The sequence below is a fragment of the Candidatus Moraniibacteriota bacterium genome, from assembly GCA_016699425.1.
In the GTDB taxonomy this organism is placed as follows: Bacteria; Patescibacteriota; Minisyncoccia; order Moranbacterales; family UBA1568; genus SSEF01.
Map to the genome: position 1 here is coordinate 1,186,574 of CP064975.1, position 21,784 is coordinate 1,208,357.

General features: G+C 53.4%; 18 protein-coding genes and 1 pseudogene. 17 read left to right on the top strand and 2 right to left on the bottom strand.

The window, feature by feature from the left end; genetic code table 11:
• Positions 1–3 precede the first annotated feature (3 nt).
• The 3 genes from cadA to IPJ68_06245 are packed head-to-tail and all read left to right on the top strand — an operon-like array spanning position 4 to position 3,724.
• The gene (cadA, locus tag IPJ68_06235; protein QQR78638.1) at positions 4–2,289 is read left to right on the top strand and encodes a cadmium-translocating P-type ATPase; all 2,286 of its coding nucleotides are present in this window, start codon (positions 4–6) and stop codon (positions 2,287–2,289) included.
• A gap of 9 nt (positions 2,290–2,298) precedes the next feature.
• Positions 2,299–3,321 carry a sulfite exporter TauE/SafE family protein gene (locus IPJ68_06240; protein QQR78639.1) on the top strand — a complete coding sequence of 341 codons (1,023 nt, stop codon included), beginning with the start codon at positions 2,299–2,301 and terminating at the stop codon, positions 3,319–3,321.
• A gap of 10 nt (positions 3,322–3,331) precedes the next feature.
• Positions 3,332–3,724: a cupredoxin domain-containing protein gene (locus tag IPJ68_06245; protein QQR78640.1), complete on the top strand. Its 393-nt coding sequence runs from the start codon at positions 3,332–3,334 to the stop codon at positions 3,722–3,724.
• Positions 3,725–3,855: 131 nt separating this feature from the next.
• Here IPJ68_06245 and IPJ68_06250 read toward each other — a convergent pair whose 3' ends face one another.
• Positions 3,856–4,110 carry an SWIB/MDM2 domain-containing protein gene (locus tag IPJ68_06250; protein ID QQR78641.1) on the bottom strand — a complete coding sequence of 85 codons (255 nt, stop codon included), beginning with the start codon at positions 4,108–4,110 and terminating at the stop codon, positions 3,856–3,858.
• A gap of 120 nt (positions 4,111–4,230) precedes the next feature.
• Here IPJ68_06250 and IPJ68_06255 point away from each other — a divergent pair, with 120 nt between their 5' ends.
• From IPJ68_06255 to IPJ68_06310, 12 genes are all read left to right on the top strand, one after another.
• Positions 4,231–5,427: a type II/IV secretion system protein gene (locus IPJ68_06255; GenBank protein ID QQR78642.1), complete on the top strand. Its 1,197-nt coding sequence runs from the start codon at positions 4,231–4,233 to the stop codon at positions 5,425–5,427.
• A 46-nt stretch (positions 5,428–5,473) separates the two neighbouring features.
• On the top strand, positions 5,474–6,835 hold the full coding sequence (locus IPJ68_06260; protein QQR78643.1) for a hypothetical protein: 1,362 nt from the start codon (positions 5,474–5,476) through the stop codon (positions 6,833–6,835).
• Positions 6,832–7,167 carry a hypothetical protein gene (locus IPJ68_06265; GenBank protein ID QQR78644.1) on the top strand — a complete coding sequence of 112 codons (336 nt, stop codon included), beginning with the start codon at positions 6,832–6,834 and terminating at the stop codon, positions 7,165–7,167. Before IPJ68_06260 ends, IPJ68_06265 begins: the two co-directional genes overlap by 4 nt.
• A gap of 155 nt (positions 7,168–7,322) precedes the next feature.
• Positions 7,323–7,721: an SET domain-containing protein-lysine N-methyltransferase gene (locus tag IPJ68_06270; protein ID QQR78645.1), complete on the top strand. Its 399-nt coding sequence runs from the start codon at positions 7,323–7,325 to the stop codon at positions 7,719–7,721.
• A gap of 74 nt (positions 7,722–7,795) precedes the next feature.
• Positions 7,796–8,542, top strand: a complete 747-nt coding sequence (locus IPJ68_06275) for an rRNA pseudouridine synthase (protein ID QQR78646.1) — start codon at positions 7,796–7,798, stop codon at positions 8,540–8,542.
• A 126-nt stretch (positions 8,543–8,668) separates the two neighbouring features.
• Positions 8,669–9,451 carry a glycosyltransferase family 2 protein gene (locus IPJ68_06280; protein ID QQR78647.1) on the top strand — a complete coding sequence of 261 codons (783 nt, stop codon included), beginning with the start codon at positions 8,669–8,671 and terminating at the stop codon, positions 9,449–9,451.
• Between the two features lie 13 nt (positions 9,452–9,464).
• Positions 9,465–9,890: a GtrA family protein gene (locus tag IPJ68_06285; protein ID QQR78648.1), complete on the top strand. Its 426-nt coding sequence runs from the start codon at positions 9,465–9,467 to the stop codon at positions 9,888–9,890.
• Positions 9,891–9,901: 11 nt separating this feature from the next.
• Complete coding sequence (locus IPJ68_06290) at positions 9,902–11,227, top strand: NAD(P)/FAD-dependent oxidoreductase (protein QQR78649.1); 1,326 nt, start codon at positions 9,902–9,904, stop codon at positions 11,225–11,227.
• Between the two features lie 16 nt (positions 11,228–11,243).
• Positions 11,244–14,069 carry a polyprenol monophosphomannose synthase gene (locus IPJ68_06295; GenBank protein QQR78650.1) on the top strand — a complete coding sequence of 942 codons (2,826 nt, stop codon included), beginning with the start codon at positions 11,244–11,246 and terminating at the stop codon, positions 14,067–14,069.
• A complete protein-coding gene (locus IPJ68_06300) occupies positions 14,056–15,582 on the top strand; it encodes a glycosyltransferase (protein QQR78651.1) in 1,527 nt (508 codons plus the stop codon). The genes IPJ68_06295 and IPJ68_06300 overlap by 14 nt, the downstream gene beginning before the upstream one ends.
• Positions 15,583–15,611: 29 nt before the next feature.
• Entirely contained in the window at positions 15,612–16,505 is an 894-nt protein-coding gene (locus tag IPJ68_06305) for an HlyD family efflux transporter periplasmic adaptor subunit (protein QQR78652.1), read from the top strand.
• Positions 16,474–18,447 carry a hypothetical protein gene (locus IPJ68_06310; GenBank protein ID QQR78653.1) on the top strand — a complete coding sequence of 658 codons (1,974 nt, stop codon included), beginning with the start codon at positions 16,474–16,476 and terminating at the stop codon, positions 18,445–18,447. Before IPJ68_06305 ends, IPJ68_06310 begins: the two co-directional genes overlap by 32 nt.
• Positions 18,448–18,528: 81 nt before the next feature.
• On the opposite strand, the gene IPJ68_06315 is transcribed toward IPJ68_06310, so the two are convergent.
• The gene (locus IPJ68_06315) at positions 18,529–18,705 is read right to left on the bottom strand and encodes a hypothetical protein (GenBank protein QQR78654.1); all 177 of its coding nucleotides are present in this window, start codon (positions 18,703–18,705) and stop codon (positions 18,529–18,531) included.
• A 569-nt stretch (positions 18,706–19,274) separates the two neighbouring features.
• Here IPJ68_06315 and IPJ68_06320 point away from each other — a divergent pair.
• A complete protein-coding gene (locus IPJ68_06320) occupies positions 19,275–19,760 on the top strand; it encodes a peptidylprolyl isomerase (protein ID QQR79258.1) in 486 nt (161 codons plus the stop codon).
• A gap of 213 nt (positions 19,761–19,973) precedes the next feature.
• Positions 19,974–21,763 (top strand): annotated as a pseudogene (gene typA, locus IPJ68_06325) (translational GTPase TypA).
• Positions 21,764–21,784: the final 21 nt, after the last annotated feature.

Here is a 21,784-nt window from a genome sequence, read left to right on the forward strand (position 1 = left end):
GGTATGAAAAAAACAATACTCTCCGTATCGGGAATGCACTGTGCCAGCTGTGCCGCCATCATCACGAAATCCCTCCAGAAGATTGAAGGCATTGCTGAAGTGCAGGTGAATTATGCCACCGAGACGGCAAGCATTTCATACGAGCAGCCGAGCCCGCCAGTTGAGGCCATGAATGAAGCCGTCACAAAGTATGGCTATAGCCTCAGTCGACGGGAAGCCATCCAGTCAGTTACGTCTACGGCCGAGCATGGGGAACATGTTCCGTCAGTAGGGGGCGGCCACGATCACTCCCTCAATGTAGCTGAGTTAGCTGGCCAGCGCGCTAAAACGGAATTCGTATTTCCGCTCGCACTTACTGTCTTCATCATCATGATGTGGGATATCGCAGCCAAGTCGTTTGCTACTGTTCCGAATCTGCCGCTCCCGATGGAAATTTTTAATGTCGTTTCGCTTGTTCTCGCCACGATCGTGATGTTCTGGATTGGCCAACCATTCATTGCTGGCGTTATCCGGTTTATCCGGTATCGTGTTGCCAATATGGATACACTCGTCGGCATCGGGACGCTCTCGGCGTATTTGTACAGCGCTATCGTCACGCTTTTGCCTGTGGTGCGTGAGCGGTTTCAACTGCCGGACTACACGTACTTCGATGTCGTTATTGTCGTCATCGGTTTCGTCACCCTTGGTAAATATCTCGAGGCCCGTTCGAAAGAGAAGACGGGCGAAGCTATCAAAAAACTGCTTAATCTCCAAGCGAAAACGGCACTCGTTTTGCGTGATGGCAAGGAGAAAGAGATTCCGGTAAATGAGGTGGTTGTTGGTGACACGGTTATCGTGAAGCCGGGAAGCAAGATCCCAGTCGATGGGAAAATCATCGAAGGCAAGACTTCGGTAGATGAGTCAATGATCACGGGAGAGTCGATGCCGACAGATAAGATCGTCGGTGATATGGTTATCGGTGCAACCATCAATAAGCAGGGAAATATTCAGCTCACCGCGACCAAGATTGGAACTGACACCATGCTTTCTCAGATTATCCACATGGTGGAGGAGGCCCAGGGTTCAAAAGCGCCAATTCAGGCTACCGCGGATAGAATATCGGGTATCTTTGTGCCGGTAGTTCTGGGTATCGCTCTGGCCGCTCTCCTCGCGTGGATTGTGATCGGTTCGTTTTTCATTGGCCAGACACTCGCCATTTCTTACGGACTACTCTCATTTGTCGGGGTGTTGGTGATTGCGTGCCCCTGCGCGCTTGGTCTCGCTACTCCCACAGCGATCATTGTCGGAGTCGGTAAAGGGGCGCAGTACGGCATCTTGGTGAAGGACGCGGAGAGTCTTGAGCTCCTCAGTCAGGTCGATACGGTAGTTTTTGACAAGACAGGCACTATTACCAAAGGTGAGCCCTCGGTGACAGATATTGTTGTCCTCGATAGTCACTATACGGAGCAGCAAATCGTCGTATTTGCCGGGAGCGTTGAAAAGAAATCAGAACATCCGCTCTCGGCGGCGATTGTTGCACGAGTCAAGGAAATGGGGTTGGATTTTGCGCCGACCGAGAACTTCCAGGCACTTGAGGGAGTGGGCGTCCAGGCACATGTTCTAGACGCACAAGTTTCTATTCACAAGCCGGAGAAGAATAACCAGGATTCAGGACTTCGAACCCTTCAATCCGAAGGGAAGACAGTCGTTGTCGTCGAGGTGGATGGCAAGGATGTAGCGTTCATCGCTCTTGCAGACACTCTAAAAGAGGAAGCAGTCACCGCTGTCGCTTTACTTCGAAAAAAAGGGATTCGGACCATTATGCTGAGCGGGGATAATCAGATCGTGGCTAATCAGATTGCTAAAGAAGCCGGGATCGATACGGTTATCGCTGAAGTCCTGCCCAATGAGAAGGCGGGAAAAATTCGCGAACTGCAGGTATCGGGGAATGTCGTTGCGATGGTGGGTGATGGGATTAATGATGCCCCGGCCCTGGTTCAAGCGAATGTAGGAATTGCCATGGCAACCGGAACGGATATCGCGATCGAGTCAGCGGGGGTGACGGTGCTCCATGGCGACTTGCACCGAGTTGTTCAGGCAATTGAGCTCTCGCGGGCGACGATTCGAACAGTGAAGCAAAATCTCTTCTGGGCGTTCGTCTATAATGTCATCGGTATTCCGGTAGCCGCGGGATTATTGTATCCGCTTTGGGGTATTATCTTGAACCCGGTGTTTGCCGGACTCGCGATGGCATTCTCTAGCGTATCGGTGGTTGGAAACTCACTCCGGTTAAAAACGAAAAAACTCTAATTGCACCTTATGAATACAACTTACACATTTCACATTTCGGGGATGCACTGTAATGCCTGCATCCTCTTGACGGAAAGCGAACTCCTCGAACATCCGTCGGTCTCCTCCGCACGATCGAGCTTGAAGACCCATTCGGTCGAAGTCACTGGTGACTTTGGAGCAGCCACCCCGGACGATATCGCACTGAAACTCTCGGCGCTGCTCGAAAAGCATGGCTATCACCTCTCGACCGAGAAAACTGTCGCCCCGAAAAACTGGGCCGATTTCCGATACGCTCTGCCGATCGCACTGGGATTCGTGGCGCTCTTCGTAGCGCTCCAGAAAATGGGCATCGTGAATCTCGTCGATACGGGTACGGTCTCTTATGGCACGACCTTTCTCGTAGGCGTCATCGCCTCGCTGTCGACCTGCATGGCGGTAGTCGGTGGCCTGGTACTGTCCATGTCGGCGACGTTCGCTAGAGAAGGGGACCGGGTGAAGCCGCAACTCCTGTTCCATAGTGGTCGACTCAGCACATTCTTCCTCCTTGGTGGTGTGATCGGGGCGCTGGGCGCGAACTTTTCTCTGAATACTACGGCGACGTTCGTCCTGAGTCTCATCGTCGGTCTCGTGATGCTTATCCTCGGCATCAATCTCCTCGGAGTGTTCCCGTGGGCGAAGCAGCTCCAGCCGACGATACCGAAGTTTTTGTCCAAACATGCCTATGGTGTTTCAAAGTTGAACCACACCCTCACGCCGCTCCTGATCGGTGTGGCCACGTTCTTCCTCCCATGCGGTTTCACTCAGTCGATGCAGCTCTATGCTCTGACGACCGGGAGCTTCATGAGCGGAGCGTTGACGATGTTCGCCTTTGCCCTCGGAACCTTACCCGTCCTTGCTCTCATCAGCTTCAGCTCTTTCAGTATTCAAGGAAGCGCCAAAGCGGGGATTTTCTTTAAGTCAGCTGGCCTCATTGTGATCTTGTTCGCTCTTATGAATATCACCAACAGTCTCGTCATCGCCGGACTCATTCCGCCCGTGTTTAACTTTTAGCTCGAGGACTATGAAAATCATCTTTGGTTTGATCGTCGCCACCGCTGTCATTTTCCTTGGGTATTTGCTCCTGCAGATGGGCGGGGCGACTCCTCAGGATCAGTCCGTCTCGGTGAGCAATGTCAGTATCGTCGATGGGCAACAGATCGTGGAAATATCAGCCAAGGCTGGGTATACTCCGCGCGTGAGTCAGGTGAAGGCTGGACTGCCGACGGTTCTGCGAGTGGATACCCAGGGCACGTTTGACTGCTCTTCTCAGATTCGTGTCCCGAGCCTGGATATCAGCCGTTCATTACCACCCTCGGGGGTCACGGATATCGCGCTCGGTACACTGGAGCCCGGGGTACTCCAGGGCACCTGCGGGATGGGTATGTATCCCTTCGAGCTCAATGTCAAGAACTGATTGTGCGAACCACTCTTTTCATTCGGAACCCCGCGAGCTATCAGGGAGGATTGTCCGCCGAGATTCAGTAATGATAAAACGAAACCCCCCGGAGAGAAGTCCAGGGGGTTTTGCTTATCCAATTGGATCGACTATGAGAGATGCTTGGAGACAAGCTTCGTCATCTCGAACATGTTCACCACGTCCTTGCCGCCGAAGACCGCCTTGAGGGCTTCGTCCGCATTGATATTGCGCTTGTTCTCCGGGTCTTGGAGATTCTTGCTCTTGATATAGACCCAGAGCTGCTTCACCACTTCGGAACGGGGCATGGGCCCGGCACCTACGACTGCTGCGAGTTCGGCACTAATCTTCATCGGCTTCATGAACGCGGAATTGCTCGTCGCCATAAAATCCACTATTTAGGGGTTACGGGACCCATTATACACCTTTTCCAGGAAAAGCGATGCCCAGGCCTGTCTGGGTGGCTGTGTGGTAGAGTAAAGTCACTACCCTTAGCATCAACTATTATGAGTGTCGAGGAACGGATTGTCATCAATGACATGGCGGGCGAGAGTCAGATGGACTATATCATCCAAGAGGCGGCCCGGCGGGGAACATCAGATATTCATATCGATCCCTTGCCGAATGAAGTGCTCGTCCGCTTCCGTATCGACGGTGTGCTCCAGGAGGCGAAGCGTTTCCCTCGGGAGCATCTCGATCATGTTATCAATCAGCTCAAGGTACTTTCGAATCTCGAAATTGGGGCCGTCCGTCTTCCTGAGGACGGACATTTCTCTGCCCGACTGACCGATGATCACACCGTGTCCAACCGGGTGCTCGATGTAAGAGTCTCGATCTTCCCGAGCGTGAACGGGGCAGCTGCCGTGCTTCGGCTTCTCAATCGTTCCGATATGCTCATCTCATTGGATGAAATATTCGTCGATCCCGAGCTCCGGGCCAAGGTACGAGAGATGACGCTTTCGAGCTATGGCATGGTACTCACGACCGGTCCAACGGGTTCGGGCAAGACCACCTCACTCTATGCGATGCTCATGGAGACAAACCGCCAGGAGCGCAATATCCTCACGCTCGAAGACCCGGTCGAGATGTATTTCGACGACATGCGTCAGAGTCAGATCCATCCGGAAATTGGCTTCTCGTTTTCCAAGGGAATGAAGAGTATCCTCCGTCAAGATCCAGACGTGATCATGATCGGCGAAATTCGGGATGCGGAAACTGCCGAGTATGCTGTCCAGGCATCGCTCACGGGCCGACTTGTCTATTCGACACTTCACGCGAACACCACGATCGGCGCGATTGCTCGGATGATCGATATGGACATCGAACGCGGACTCATCGCGTACGCCGTCCGGGGGATCATCACGCAGCGGCTCGTTCGCAAGATCTGCACGGCGTGTAGTGCGCCAGATCCCAATCCGCGGACCGAATTCCTCACCTTCCTCGGACTCGGTGGGATGGACATCGCATACCAGAGAGGTGCGGGCTGTGCGGCCTGCGACGGTACAGGGTATCATGGCCGCGCGGGTATCTTCGAGGTACTGACTTTTGATGACAACTTGCGGGCGATGATTGTCGACAAGGCATCGATGAGCGATCTCCAGGCATACGCAGTCCAGTCCGGGATGCGGACACTGCGTCAAAACGCGATCAATCTCGTCTCATCTGGCATCACGACGGTCGAAGAGATCGTGCGTGTTGTTTAGTAGTGAGACTCTACGTTTTTGGCGCGTGCTAAAATAGGGGAGTCATATGGCTCTCATCCGACGTCGCAGCAAGCTGAAATGGGTCGCCCGGCTTCACTTCTGGGTCATGTTTTTTTCGTTTTTTCTGTACCTCGGTCTTGGCTTTGCACTCGGACATGAATTTCTCTATCAGGATATTCGGAAGAAATTTTTCGTATTTGCCGATGATACGATCGTCGTGACAGCTATCGTTCCGGGCCCACCCGCGGTACCGGTCGTGACTGCGACACCTGCTTGTGCGGCCTTGGTACCACGTGTCACCCTCGACTGGGCGGAGGATACTGGGACGGTCACCTGGGATATCGATCGTGATGGCTTGCCACTCTCGACCGGACTCACCGTCTCTGGCTATACCGATATGGCTGTCGCGGCGAATACGAGCTATACCTATCAGGTGACGGCCTATGGCCCGATGTCTCCTGGCGTCGCGATTTCAGCGCTGGTTTCGGTGACGACGCTCGACTGCGCGAGTATCGCTCCGGTCACGGTCACGATTGAGACTCTGGGCGGGAAAAACGTCACGCCGGGGAACCGCGGAAATACGGATCTCTCCAAACGCCGGCCCAAGGTGACTGGGACGACCAATACCCCGTATGCCATCATCGATATCGTGGTGACCAATCCGACTATCCGGGCTCGGATACTGGCCAATGCCAATGGGTATTTCGAATGGATTCCGCCAATCGGACTCGACACGGGAAACCATATTCTGAGCGTGACGGCCACTGACCCAAACGATGCGAACCGGAGCGGCACGGACAGTCTCCTCTTTTGGACCAAGAATGTGAGTGGCCGAGCGGGAGGGAAAGGGGAGACGCCACCCATTTCGGTCGAACGGCACGACGCTTTCGATTTTGCGATCACCATTAGAAATCCTGAGAAAACACTCTTCCAAGAAGAAGCGCTCACTGTGGATATCGTCGCACGATCGGGGGTCTTCCCCGAGGCCTCCATCGGCCAGTCAGTCCTGAATGATCCGACTCGGCGGGACGTGTTGCGGCTTGGGTCGGTTGACCCGAGTGGGGCAGCTGGGACGACAATCGAGTCGCAAATCCCGCTGTATCTCGAACCAGGCACGTATCGGGTGCGGGTGGACATCATGATTGATGGCGAGATCATCAGTCGCGAAGACGCATTTACTCTGAAAGGATTGCCACTCCTCACGGTCGCCGGCCGCGAGGTGAGCTATGCAGAAGTCGCGAGCTATATCGGGACGCTCTTTTTCCTCCTCCTGTTCCTTCTCTTCTTCTTTCTCCTGTTCTTCATTCGCGAATACTGGCTCTATCTCCATAGTCTGCGGGCGATTACCGAGCGGCAGCTGGCACGGATCGGTTTCTTCGGGCCAAGAAAGGGGGTGACCCGGTCATGACAGATTTCCTCTTACTCTTTCTTTCATTTCTGACAGTGACCTCGCTCCTCTTGTCACTCGTGTTTGTCGTCGGTATCGTCTGGCGGGTGGAGCTGGAACTCGACTTGTCTTTCAAGTTCTTTTCCTTTGCGGTGATTTTCCTCCTCGCAGCCGAGGTACTCGACCTCTTGCCTGTGACACGGCTTGCACCATGGTGGTCAGTAGCGCTCCCCGTGGTGAAACTCTGCATCGCGGCGAATCTCCTCCTCGGACTGTTCTTCATGCGCGACCTCATTCGTCGCATGGACGGAGAGAAAGAATCATCTGCGAGGGTCGTTCCAGAGCGGCGCTAGGAACTCCTCCCTCAAACCCGTCCCTGAATCAGAAACGCTGCAGAGTTTCTGGTGTCTGATTGTTTCGTCTTGCTTCAAGTCGGTGCGCTTGGTACCATGGTTGCTGTGGTGTGCTTCTGTCCGACGGGACATTTTTTTATTGGTCCAGATTGCTTATGCCTACTCAACAAGATCAGTCGAAGCGGGTACGCGTGAAACGGACGGGAATTGGACTTGGTCTTTTTGCTGCGGCTAATTTTAAACGACACGAAACCATCATCGAGTACATCGGCGAGCGGATACCGACGAGCGTCGGCGACGAGCGAGACAATCGCTATATTTTCAATGTGAGTTCACGCTTCGATATCGATGGCAGTGCGCGGCATAATACGGCGCGCTACACCAATCATTCGTGCCGTCCCAACTGTGATGCGATCAATCGGCGGGGCCGGATCTTCATCGTCGCCAGGAAACAGATCGCACTCGGCGAGGAAATCACCTTCCATTATGGTAAGGACCACTTCGAGGGGTATATCAAACCAGCTGGCTGTAAGTGTAAGAAATGTATCGCCTAGGGAGTCTAGTTTGGCGCGTATCCGAGAAGACAATTAGTGGCAGCCGATCTTTTCGTTGACGGATTCACGTATCTGTGGCATGCTCCGGGAACTATGGAAGAACAAATCCCCTTCCCGTCCGCATCAACCGGTATCTCGCTCTCCGTGGGCTTACGACGCGCAAGGCGGCCGATGGGTTGATCGCGGCTGGTCGGGTGTTTGTCAACGGTCAGCTGGCGACGCTTGGTATGCGGGTGAATGCCGAGGACCAGATTGAGGTCCGGGGTGAAGCCCGGAGCAAGCCCTATCGCTACATCGTGTACTACAAGCCGCGCGGCATCATCACGCATTCACCGGTGAAGCGAGAAAAAAGTATCGCCGACATCTACCCAGAAAAGGGAGTCTTCCCCATCGGCCGACTCGACAAGGCGTCCGAAGGGCTCATGCTCTTGACCGATGATGGTCGTGTCACCGAACGACTGCTCCATCCGCGCTTTGTCCATGAGAAAGAATATGAAGTGACACTTCAGGAAACAGTCGCTTCCGGTATCGAGGAGAAACTCGTGCGCGGCATCGAGAGTGAAGGGGAACGTCTCCAGGCCAAACGCGTGAAGGTGCTCAATCGCTCCGAACTCTCGATCGTCCTCACTGAAGGTAAAAAACATCAGATCCGACGCATGCTCTCGGCGCTCCATCTCACTGTGAAAGCCTTAAAGCGCGTCCGTATCATGGATCTCCGAATTGGATCGCTCATCCCAGGGGAGGGACGACAGCTCACCCGTCCGGAAGCAGCAGCATTTCTCGCCGCCCTCGGTATCCCTGAGGCGGGCACCCGACGGTAACCGGAGTATCGCCCGGGGCACAGGCTTGACAGAGGGAGTATAAACCTGATTAAATGGGATTCCGTCCTGAAAGAGAGACCCTGCTTCTTATTTTGTGGGATTTGGTCCCGTTTTCCGTTTTCAGTTATGTCTGACCGCCGGCTCTCAGTCATCATCCCCACACTCAATGAGCGGGGGAATATCGAACCGCTCCTCCGGCGCCTGAGTGATTTTTTGACGCATCATCAGTATGTCTGGGAGGCGATTGTGGTTGATGATCGATCAACCGATGGGACGTTTCAAAAATTAGAACGGTTGCAAGAGGAGGGTCTTCCTATCCGTCCGTTTCGAAAGATTGGTTGCCGAGGCAAGGCATACTCGCTTCTCGAAGGATTTGAACGGGCGCAGTTTGATAACATCGCTATTTTGGACGCGGACCTCCAGTGTCCACCCGAGGCAATCGGTCCGATGTTTGAGTATCTTCTCTCGGGTACGGACGTTATCGTTGCGAATCGGAGCAATGCTGTTGGAAACCCATGCCGTCGAATGGCGAGCTGGATTTTTCAGGAAGTCTTCGCTCGGCGGTTGAATGGCCTTCAAGTAGATTCACAGTCAGGACTGAAGCTCTTCCGCCGCTCGGTGTTAGAGTCAGTGACGCTTGCTCCATCCCCGTGGACCTTTGACATGGAATTCCTTTTGAAGGCACAGCTCGCGGGGTATGCTGTGAGAGGGTATACGGTTGATTTCTCTGAACGGAACTCTGGCGAATCGAAGATCAGTCTCTGGAGTGCTTCGGTCGAGATCGCGTGGAATGCGCTTTCCCTCTGGTATCAGCATCGGCTTCCGGTACTGGCACGTTCTGTGGGCGCCGGACTTCTGGGAAAGGGGAGGCGGCTCACGGGACTGATCAGTAATCGTCGCCTGTTTTAAGTAACATCTTTGTATGTCCAATCAACAGCCACTCGTGCTCCCGATCATCAACATTGCTCTTCCGAGGACGCTTATCCTCTACTTCTTCATTGGCTCGAGCGCAGCCCTCGTTGATGTGGTCGGGTTTTTCCTCCTGTTCAATACCTATGGGATACCGGCAGTAGTTGCGACGGCAATTTCTGTTTCCCTCGCGACGATCTACTCATTTGTGCTCAACGCGAAATATAACTTTAAGGTCAGCGATCGTCTGGGGATGCGTCTCGTCCTCTTCTCTCTGGTCAGCGGCGCTGGACTTCTCCTCTCAGCTCTCGCGCTGTATGTCGCGCATGATATGTACGGAATCAACGGAAACATCGTGAAGATCGCCTCATTGCCGGTTATTTTTGTGGTGCAGTTCTTGTTGAACAAGCATATTTCATTTAAGTCGAATACTTTATGAACGAGACCGCTATGAAGAAATCAGTTGCTATCATCGGTGCTGGATATACTGGCCTCGTCGCTGCCTATCGCCTCGCCAAGGCTGGGCAGGCGGTTACGGTCTATGAACGAGAGTCGTATGTCGCCGGTCTCGTCTCAGGATTTTCTTTGGATGGGATTGCGATGGAGAAGATCTATCACTTTCTCTATAAGACCGATGCGGATATCCTCGGCCTCCTCGAAGAGCTGGGCGTCCGAGAGAAACTCGTCTTCCATGATAGCTCCGTCTCGACGTACTATGATGGAAAACTGTATCCATTCATGACCCCCGTGGACATCCTGCGCTTTACCCCGCTTTCATTTTTGAATCGGATCCGTTTTGGTGTTGTTGGTCTGTATTTGCAATTTTTGACCCGCTGGGAGCCCTTGACCCGTGTTACAGCCTACGATTGGATGCTGAAATGGTCAGGCAAAGAAGTCATGGACATTATCTGGACCCCGCTGCTTAAGGGGAAGTTCTCGAAATACTATGACAAGATTGCCATGTCTTGGCTTTGGTCACGAATCCGGGTTCGGGCACGATCCAAGGAAAAGGGTGATGTCGTGGAGAAGTTAGGTTATTTTACCGGCGGTTGGCACATTGTGGCCGATCGTTTGGTCGAAGAGATTGAGAAGCTTGGTGGGGAAGTCCGCACAGGCGTACAGATCGAATCCCTTCGCTCCATCCCTGAGTCGGGGAAGGTTGAGGTGATGATTGATGGTTCTCCGATTCTTCACGATACCGTGATCGCGACTATTCCGACCCATGTCTTTGGTCGTCTCGTTGAAAATGATCCGTTGGCGACAGCTGAATACAAGTCACAGCTCGCGAGCATCGACTACATCGGTGCCGTCGTCATGCCGTTTGTTTCAACAGAACGTATCACCTCATATTACTGGCACAACATCAACGATCCTCGCTGTCCGTTCCTCGTATTTCTCTCGCTTTCAGAGCTAGCCGGTTCGGAAAATTTTGGCGGTAAGCATGTGTATTACGTCGGTGCCTATGTTTCGCACGACCACCCCTATTTTTCTCTCGAGAAGGAGGCTATCATGGATGAATGGAAAGCCGGACTGAAGCTGATGTTTCCGGATTTCGATGCTTCGAAGATAACCGCCGCTGAGCTGTTCCGCTTCAAGAACGCACAGCATATTGTCGGAATGGGTTACAAGGAAAAGATGCCGGCGTATCAGACACCGCTTCCAGGCGTCTACCTCGCAAACTTTTCTCAGATCTACCCGGACGACCGTGGTACCAACTATGCGGTTCGTGACGGCAATGTGATTGCTGATATGGTATTGCGTAACCTGAACGCCTGAGACAGCATTCTCACCTATGCCCAAGCTTGACCTCACTATCCTCCTACCGACCTATAACGAAGCGGCCAACATCGCTCCGTTGCTTCGGGCTGTCGCTCGCTCGCTTGAAGAGAGCGATGTGCGGTATGAAATCGTCTTTGTCGACGATAGTTCGGACATGACACCGGATGTCATCACTCGGATGCGAGAGGTTTACAAGGATGTCCGGCTAATTCGTCGAGCACCCGAAGAACGAACAGGTCTCGCAACAGCGCTCATCGCAGGCTTCGCAGCGGCGAAGGGCGAATACATCCTCTGTATGGATTCCGATCTCCAACACCCACCCTATGCCATACCGGAGCTTATTGCGAAACTTCGCGAGACGGGCGCTGATGTGACCGTCGCGACGCGGTATGCTGCCGGCGGGAGCGCCGAGGGACTTGGTACGTTGTACCGTCGAGCCGTCTCCCACCTGTGTCGATTTGCGGCGTGGGCGATCATTCCGCAGACGCACAAGACCACCGACCCGGGGAGCGGCTTCTTTGTGTTTCGGAAATCTATTGTCGAGAATCTTAATTTTCAGGGCCTTCAAGGATTCAAGATCCTGATCGATATCCTCGCCCGGACCAAGAAGCTCCGAGTTTCTGAAGTTCCCTATACTTTCCGAAAGCGAATCAATAATGAAAGCAAGGCGACCGTCGAACAGGGGATCGCCTTCCTTCGGCACCTTGTTCTTTTGAAGTGGCAGAGTCTCGTGCCTGAGGCAACAGGTCCGAAAAGTATCGAAAGCGCTATCCCGGCGCGTCGAGAGCCCCGGAACTGGGGTCGCATCTCTCAGACGCTTTTGATCGACGGCGCTATCGCCCTCGCGATTGGTCTGGTGGGGTGGTACCTGGTTGGTTACTACGCCGCCTTCAATTATTTGTACACGGGCTATGAGGACTGGATCTACCATGCGTTCCGAGTGAAGTCGCTGCAGGACCATGGGCTGGTCGCCTGGGACCATATCTGGAGTAACGGTATCGGTTATTGGAAACTGTACCAGTATGTGGCGCACTACATCATGCTCGGCGTCGTCGAGCTCACGGGTCTCCCAATTACCAAGGTGCTGCTGCTTTCTCTCGTTGTTCTCTACATCGGTCTTCGGGTGGCATTGTACGGCATCCTCCGTCTCCTCGGCGCGAATCGGTTTTTTGCCGTGTTGCCAGTGATCGCTTCGTACACCATCGTCCAGGAGTGGGGTTCCATGCAGGATTACTCAATCTACATCGCTTTCATCGCCTTTCCCCTCCATCTCCTGCTTTGGATCATGGCTTTTCGTGATCTCAAGTGGATTTATGTCTTGGCGGCGGTCACCGGTGCTGTCTGGACTTTTCATCCCGTATTTGGTTTCAATGCCTCAATCCTGCTTGGACTCCTCGTTGTCTTTTCAAAACTGAAATCCGATTTCTCAAAAATCTTCCGGGTAGGCATCGTCTATTTCATCGCAGCGGCACCATTTTTAACCTCGTACTTTACGGCCGGTTACTTCTTCACTAACCCGCTCTTCAAATCGTACATCTACCTCTCGACATCGGTACTGGCTCCGTACGGCGGCCTCAGTATGCTCTATTGGCTCCTTTTCGGGATTATCTGGCTTTTGGTTATCTGGCGCTCACAACTCGTCCCGACCTGGACCAAGGTGCTGCTGGTCTACGCGAGCGTTTATCTCGTACTCATTTACCTTGGACAGAAGGATTATCTTCCGAATTTCCTCGTCCAGTTCCAGTTCTCACGCGGCATCACAGCGGTCGCATTTGCTCTCGTCCTCGTTTTTGGTGTCGTGCTCCAGCGGACGCTCGGCGCGGTACAGGGACTTGGTATCAAGCTTGTCGCTACTGTTCTCATCGCTGCAGGCATCGTCCATGCTGTTGATATCGCTTCGCGTTACTACGTTTCACCGCCGGTCAATGAAATCCAGAATGCCGTTGCTGAGTATTTCACCGATCATGACTTGCCGAAGGGCAGTGTCTTTACAGAAAACGTTTCTGAAGCAACCTACTTTGCTCCGGCTGGCGTACGGTACGTCACGTCATACAATGAGCATATGCAGCCGCATCCCTATTCGACGCGTCTTCGCGTTCTCATGAATAGTCGGCTCGGTTACACGGGTATTTCACAGGCCCATCTCCGGAACATCGAGAATTACGCCACCGTTCTTGGTATCGAATATCTCTTTTTGCCCGCAGCCTCACCGTTGGTCACGGGGCTGACTTCCAAGGACGGAGCAATGTTCGAGTTGGTTGCGCTTGAGAATAGCGAACCGCTGACCGACGCGATTGCTGTGCTCCGTAATACGTCGCCAATCATATCAGCCTTTGCTGTTTCGCGCTCGGAAATTTCTGACCGTCTCCTTAGTGATGAGCTTCCATTGCCAACGATTCATATTGCCTCCTACAAGCCGTGGGATGAACGGATTGCTGAGATGGCAGAGATCGTGCGTTCCTCGGCCATTGTGCCGATCGAAGTCGGATTTGTTCCGACCAATGTACTGGAGATTGGTGGCGAGTCATTTCCCAAGTTGGATACGATGAATGATCCAATCATCCTCGTCAATCAGAGCTATGATGCGAAATGGCAGGTAGTTTCTCCTCAGGCGGGCGCATGGTCTGTTCAGCCATCGACACTTCGGCTTATGGTGTTGGAAAAATCGGGGAGTGTCCCGGTTCAGGCCTTTGAATTACGCAATGATTGGCCGTGGTGGTACTGGCCGGTGCAGTCCCTCGGGGTCGTGATGACTCTTGTGGCTGTGCTTTGGACTATGAAGACGCATGGTCTTATCCGAATTTCGTTCAGGAAACTCTCCCGCTATGTCAACAAATAACACTCAAAAACCAGAACGCTTTCTCGCCTCGACACGGATCGATAATCTGACGATTGTCTTTCTGCTCTCGGCACCGTTTGTCGTAGTCTTCTACGCTTCTTTCGTCTTCAATCCAGCCAATGCCGATCACCTCGTGCTCTATGCTTTCCAGGTGTTGGCGGATGCGATCAGTATCACGGTACTCGCCGGACTCTGGGTGACCGTCCTTCTCGATGTCGTTGTTGAGTGGCATCATCGTTTGAAGCGTGTCTGGGATGCCTCATTTCTCGAGACGAGCCCAACGATAGACTGTATCGTAACGACATATAATGAGCCGATTCCAGTGATCCGCAGGACGCTCAAGGCCGTCATCTCGATGGAGTATCCCCATACGACGTATGCCTTTGACGACGGACAATCGGCTGAAGTTGCAGCACTCGCGAAGGAGCTTGGAGTCCGCTACGTGACGCGCGAGAGCCGTCAGCATGCGAAAGCGGGGAATTTGAACAATGGCCTTCAGCAATGCGAAGGAGACTTTTTTGCGGTCTTTGATGCCGATCAGGTGCCAAAGCCAGACTTTATCACGACACTCCTCCCCTATATGGCCAATGCTCGTGTCGCGATGGTTCAATCGCCGCAGCACTACGCGAATACCGAACACTTTATCGCCTCTGGCGCAGCCCAGGCGCAGGAAGTTTTTTACCGCTATGTCTGCCCGTCAAAGAACATCTCGAATTCAGCCTTTTGCGTTGGGACGAACATGATTTTCCGTCGGGCGGCGATCGATAGCATTGGTGGAATCGCGTTCAATAAATCAGAGGACATCTGGACCTCGCTCAAGCTTCATGAGGGCGGCTGGCAGACTATTTTCGTGAACCGTATCCTCGCTATCGGACAGGCGCCTGATACAGTCGTCTCGTATTTCAAGCAGCAGCTCCGCTGGGCCCGTGGTGGACTCGAGATGTTGTTCTATCATAACCCACTGCGTTCTACTCGACTTCAGCTCGACCAGCGTATCCAATACTTCATGTCGAATTCATTCTTCTTGGTCGGGATTTCGATTTTCGTCTACCTCATTTTTCCGCTCCTCTATCTCCTCTTCTCCATCAAGCCGCTCGAGTCGCTATCGCCATTTACCTGGCTCGTCCACTACGTTCCGTTCTTCCTCCTCTATTACTCCCTCACGTGGCTGTTGACTGGCCGACTCCATCTCTCGACCCTCGCGACTGCGCTTGCGACATTCTACCCGTACCTCATGGCACTCCTCTCTGTATTCTTTGACAAGGAGCATGAGTGGACCGCGACGACGTCGAAGAAAAGCTCCCAGGACTACTTTATGAAGTGGGCGTGGCCGCATGCTTTTATCATGTTCCTCACGCCGCTCGCGCTTATAGTTGGTTGGTATAATAATTACGATTTCTGGTCGACACTCTTCTATTCTGTCTGGTCTGTCGTGAACATGCTCCTCCTCTATGTGTTTCTCACCGGTGAAGGTCGCACCGGGAGCGGTCCGCGAAAAGAATCAGAAGCCTAATCACGATTTCTCTCTAATCTCTCACCTCTATGTCGCAATCAACCAATCGCTCAATCAAGACGCTTGTCGTCAACGGCCTCTACCTCGGTGCTGCTTTTCTGTTTGCGTTTATGATCGCGACACAGGCACTGATGCACAAGATCAATAACTACGAACTCAACAAGAGCCTTATTTTCCTTACGGTAAAGAAGGAGCGAGTGGATGTTTCAACCACTGTTGCTGGCCGGATTGAAGAGATTCTGGTCCGACAGGGGTCATCGGTAAAAGAAGGTGAAATCGTTGCTCGATTGAAAGATGAGGGGAGAGTGTTAAAAATTGCCGCACTACGTCCAGTCGCTGGGGCAAACCTCTCCGCTCGTACCGAGCTCGAGCTGCTTTTGGCACAGGAGGATGAGTTCGAGATTCGTGCTCCGCGCTCTGGTGTCGTAGAGAAGGTCCATTCGACCAAGGGTACTTCCGTTATCGAGGGGTCTGTCCTACTCACGGTGTATGCCAATGATGATCTTGAACTCGTCGGCACTATTCGCCCAGAGCAATATAACCTCATCGACAAGCACCGGAGCATCAGTGTCTTTAACCCGCGGCTCGGCCAGGCCTTCACTGCTTCGTTCCAGGGTATCACTGGTGTCCGTGACGATCTCTTGCCAGATGGGACCATCGCACCAGTCCAGAATGACGCGGTAAAGAAAAACGAGATGTACGAAATTCGGTTCTCGCTCAATGAAAAGGAAGAAGGAGGATCCTTTATTGAAGGAGAGAAGCTCGAGGTCATCTCGGAAAACGCTGATGTCGAGCAGTTGAAGCCCCTCTATCGTCTGGCGCGGATGTGGAACAGCCTGATCCTTGGGACAGATTTCGACGCGCTCCGTAAATACAATGAAGGAAATAATAATGACATTCCCAAGACTGAAGAATCTCAGTAAGTACATCCTCGGGGCGGCCGTTATCGGCAGTTCCGTTCTTTGGTTTGTCTGGTCACAGAAGTCGGCTGATCCGATAGTCACTCCAAAACACGAAGAAGTAACCGTTTATACCCCGAAAGAGCGAAGCGTCGGGGAGCGGACCAACACCTGGTTTTCCAGCCTGTACCGACGTTTCCCGTCCGCACCACTTTTTGTCTTCCCAGGATCCTATCAGTTTACGGAAAGCGGGCTATCCATCAGTGATTCGCAGCTTGTCCCGACTGAAAAAACGCTGTACGGGAGTTTCAACCCGGTTTGTACAGTGAATGGCACCATCTCGGTCAAGAACGTCACGGTGGAACGCTATGGCGACTGGGATGTTTCCGTCGCGGTTGAGCCATCAGTGGGGGATTCTTGGAGAGCGCAGCTCGTCCAGGGTTCGCCGATCGTGAATATCTCGGACTTTGTTTCCGATATGAAACCAGCCTGTGGAGATGGTGTCCAGCCGTCAAGATATCGCCAGGACGCGATTCTCGTAAAGCGCGGCGACCAGCCGGTACTGCTTATCCAGGCGATGGATGCCGAAGCAACAGAGGGTATCGTTCTCCGGTCTGAATCTGACCGGTACCGAGTGATCCAGCTCCCAATCTCTACCGACCAATCACTCGATTTCTTCCTCGATCTCGCTTGGGATCGAGTTCTGGATACCCAGTACGACTGGTCCGAAGATCAGAGTACTGAACGTATCAGACTCGTCACGCTCACCGAGAGTGGTCAGTCGTCTCTCACCACCGTCTGGCCACATCACCGTCTGGCGGGTGTGAGTATGGCATCATTTGGGAGCTATTCGACGGTGTATGGTCGTCTTGATCTCGTCCGTTCCGATCGGATCGAATTCCGCCAGTCACGACCCGAGCTCCCGATCGGATTCAAGCCGGTAAGCGACGAGGTTGAACGGGCTAAAATCGAGGAATCTCTCCGCACGGACAGCCTGCGGTATCAAACGGAGACACCTCCATCCGGAGTGTATTTCCGTGGCGCCTGGTTTGGCGGCTTAGCGAGTCTCATCCTCTTGGCGGATGCGTACGGGCTTGAGGATGAGCGATCGAAACTGCTTGATCTACTCGAGACACATTTCCGTCCCGCGCTCGTTGACTTTGCGTATGATGATGCAAAGAAAATGCTCATTGCTGCGAAGAATTCGGAATTCGGCAACGAAAAGGGGAATGATCACCATTTTCATTACGGCTACTATCTCCGCTCGGGTGCCGTGCTCGTCCAGTATCGTCCAGAGATCCGGGGAGAGCTCGTGCCGATTCTGAACGAAATGGCGCTCGATATCGCGAATACCGATCGATCATCTGATCGTTATCCGTTCCTGCGCCACTTCTCGCCGTACGCCGGTCATTCGTGGGCGGATGGGGAAGCGCTCTTTCAGGATGGCAACAATCAAGAATCAAGCTCGGAGGCGTTGAACGCTTGGTATGCCCTCTCGCTTTGGGGGAGTGTGACCGGCCAAGAAGTCTATGCTACTACGGGGCGGAATCTCTACGCGCACGAACTCCTCGGCATCCGGTCATATTGGTTTGGCGAAGGGAATGCGTTTCCGTCTGAATACCGTCACCCGATCGTTTCACTCGTCTGGGGTGGAAAGCGTGACTACGCGACCTGGTTCAGCGCTGACCCGATGCATATCCAGGGGATACAGTGGCTGCCGATGACACCGGCATCGACCTACCTCGGCCGACTCCCGGGCCATGAGGCACGGATGCGTGATCTGGGATCGAGTGGAGCTCTTGCAGCGACTCATGAGTGGGGCGACCTCTATATCGCGTATCTGTCGTATCATGATCCGGCGGAAGCGCTCCGGAATCTCGAGTTGGCCGTCCCACGCCAGGCAATCAAATCAACCGCACTCCTCCGGCACATTGTCTACACGAACTCGTCCTCAGGTAATCGCTGAAGTGGCGAGGAGAAGCTGAGACAATAAAAAAATCAATCCGCCAACTGGCGGATTGATTTTTTAGTGAGGTGGGGGACTCTCTTACAAGAGTCCGACCTGGCCGAAGAAAGTGAGCGTGAGGACCGGTACGAGAGCGAGGAGGAACGCCATCGACGTTTCCTGACTTTGCGCTTGTTCCTGTGCGACTTTGGCACAGTTCTCACACGCGGGTCCGCTGCACGGAGCCTCCATCAGGGGCTCATTGCCTTTCATCTCCATAGGAGTGTTTGTTTTTATTAATTATTTAAACGACCTGTTGAAAAGAAAAAACGGGGGACCTGGGTCACCCGTTTCGCTCACTTCAACATATTTAGTATACTCCCGTTTTTGACAAAAGTCAACCCCTACCACCAAAGCTTTTCAAGGATTGGCGATTCTGATATTGACCGGAAGCAAGGGCTTCCAAAGACTCGGCGGATATGAGCTGGCGGCGCTGTCTGTCTGCTGCCTGGATGCTGCCCGAACTGGAGAGTGGATAAAAAATAGTGTACACTAGAATACACTAAAGGAGACACATGCATATGCAAAAACGGAAACATCAACAACTGGCGATCTCGATCGCACTCCTCGGTGGAGCCATGCTCATCCTCGCGGGTTGCTCTTGGGAGAGTGCCCCGGTTGCAAAGGACCCGAAGCCGGCTGAGCTCCCGCTCGACAAACTGAAGCGGGCCGAGACCGACAAGACACTCGCCGAGGAAGCGAAAAAGAAAGAACAAGAAAAAGAAGTCGCTAAACCAGTAACCACCGCACCTGCTATGACAAGCAAACAATATCCGTCAGCGCCTGTGATGAGTATCGATCCAGCCAAGAAATATACAGCCGTACTCCACACGGAGAAAGGCGACATCGAAATTGAGCTGGCCGCTGCCGCGACACCGATCACCGTGAACAATTTTGTTTTCCTCGCCCGCGAGAAGTTTTATGACGGTGTCGTCTTCCATCGGACGATTCCCGGGTTCATGATCCAAGGAGGTGATCCGACGGGGACAGGGGCGGGTGGCCCAGGTTATCGCTTCGATGACGAATCATTTTCTGGGGAGTACAAGCGCGGGACAGTCGCGATGGCCAATGCTGGACCGGATACGAATGGAAGCCAGTTCTTCATCATGCATGCTGACTATGCCTTGCCACCAAACTATGTTATTTTCGGCCAGGTCATGAAAGGCCTCGAGGTAGTGGACACGATTGTATCTGCGCCGACTCAGACTGGAGGTGAAGGATCGAAGCCGGTGACTCCGGTGAAGATCACCTCTGTCGATATCATCGAAAAGTAGTGCCATCTGGACCCCGCACCATATTTGGCCACGTTGACCACTAGCCTTGGGAAGAGGCGTAGCAGATACTTTGAGCCCCGCGCCATCCGGCATACTGTGTCTGGGGAATATGGTGCGGGGTTGACCGAGGCCCCTTTTCGGGCTATACTGTGATTGCTCAAATAAAAGGCGGAAACGCCTTTTTTCGATACATAACGTCTGGGATACACATATATGGAGACACGCAACGTCGCAATTATCGCGCACGTCGACCACGGCAAGACAACTCTGACTGACGCTCTCATGCGCCAGACGGGAGTCGCGATGGCCGTCGGTGCCTCGATGGATTCGAATGCGCTCGAACAGGAACGCGGCATCACTATCTACGCCAAGAACTGTTCATTGTTCTATAAGAACACCAAGATCAATATCGTCGATACGCCTGGTCACGCGGATTTCGGTTCGGAAGTAGAGCGCGTGCTTCGCTCCATCGATGATGTCATCCTCGTCGTCGATGCTCAGGAGGGTCCGATGCCGCAGACCCGCTTTGTCTTGAAGAAATCACTCGAGCTGGGTCTCCGACCGATCGTCGTCATCAACAAGATCGATAAACCAGCCGCTCGTCCAGACGAGGTGAAGGAGATGGTCTATGAACTCTTCCTCGACCTCGGAGCGGACGATCATCAGCTTGATTTCCCGGTGGTCTATGCCATCGCCCGCGAAGCGGTGCTATGAAGGAGCTGGCTGATCCGCGCACCGATCTCTCGCCGCTCCTCGATACCATCCTCGAGCGTGTTCTTCCTGCTAGCCACGATGTCGATAAGCCGCTCCGTGCTCAGCCGTTCAATCTCGGCTATGACAATTTCGTCGGTCGCCTGGCCATCGCTCGCGTCTATGATGGTCGTCTCGCAGTGAACGATTCGGTCATGCTCCGGAACGTCAATGGCAAACAGTCGTCCGGTCGCATTGTGAAACTCTTCACTTTTCGTGGAATGGAGCGCGTCGAGAGTCAGTCTGTCGAAGCGGGGGACATCGTCATGATTGCCGGATTGCCGGATGTCGAGATCGGGGACACGATCACGACCTATGCGAACGCCGAGCTTCTTCCAGCCATCGCGATCGATGAGCCAACCATTTCGCTTGACTTCATGGTAAATGACTCTCCTTTTGCTGGCCGCGAAGGAAAATTTGTTACGAATAAGCAGATTCGCGAACGTCTCGAAAAAGAGCTCGAGATCAATGTCGGTCTCCGGATCGAATTCGCTGATGACCACTACAAAGTCTACGGTCGCGGTGAGCTCCACATCTCTATTTTGCTCGAAAACATGCGCCGTGAGGGCTACGAAGTCCAGGTGTCACAGCCACAGGTCATCATCAAGGATGTCGACGGCGTGAAGTCAGAACCGTTTGAGGAAGTGACCGTCGAGTGCCCGATGGAAGTGACTGGCCCTGTCATTGAAAAGATGGGCAAGCGCAAGGGTATCATGATGGATATGCGTGAAGGCTCGGGTGGGTACCAGCGACTGCTCTTCGAAATCCCAACGCGTGGCCTCCTCGGCTATCGTGGTGAGTTCATGGTGGATACACGCGGTGAGGGGACACTGTATACTCGTGTTCTCGGCTTTCGGCAGTACGCGGGCACGATTGATCACCGCGATGTCGGCGCCAGGATTTCGATGGAGACGGGCAAGGCAGCTGCGTTCTCGCTCGACAATCTCCAGACGCGTGGTACGCTCTATATCGGCCATGCGGCTGAAGTATACGAGGGGATGGTCATCGGCAACGCCACCAAGGGCGAAGATATGTCGGTGAACCCGACCAAAGGTAAAGCGATGAGCAATATGCGCTCATCGGGGGCCGATGAAGCGATCAAGCTGACCCCGCCGTGGGAGCTGAATATCGAACGCGGCCTGGAAGTTATGAACGCGGACGAGTACCTTGAGATCACTCCGCTCTCGGTTCGGCTCCGCAAGCAATTTCTGAAAGAGACTGACAGAATACGGGCGACTCGAAGTAAAAAATAAGATAGGTGAAAGCCCCGAGAG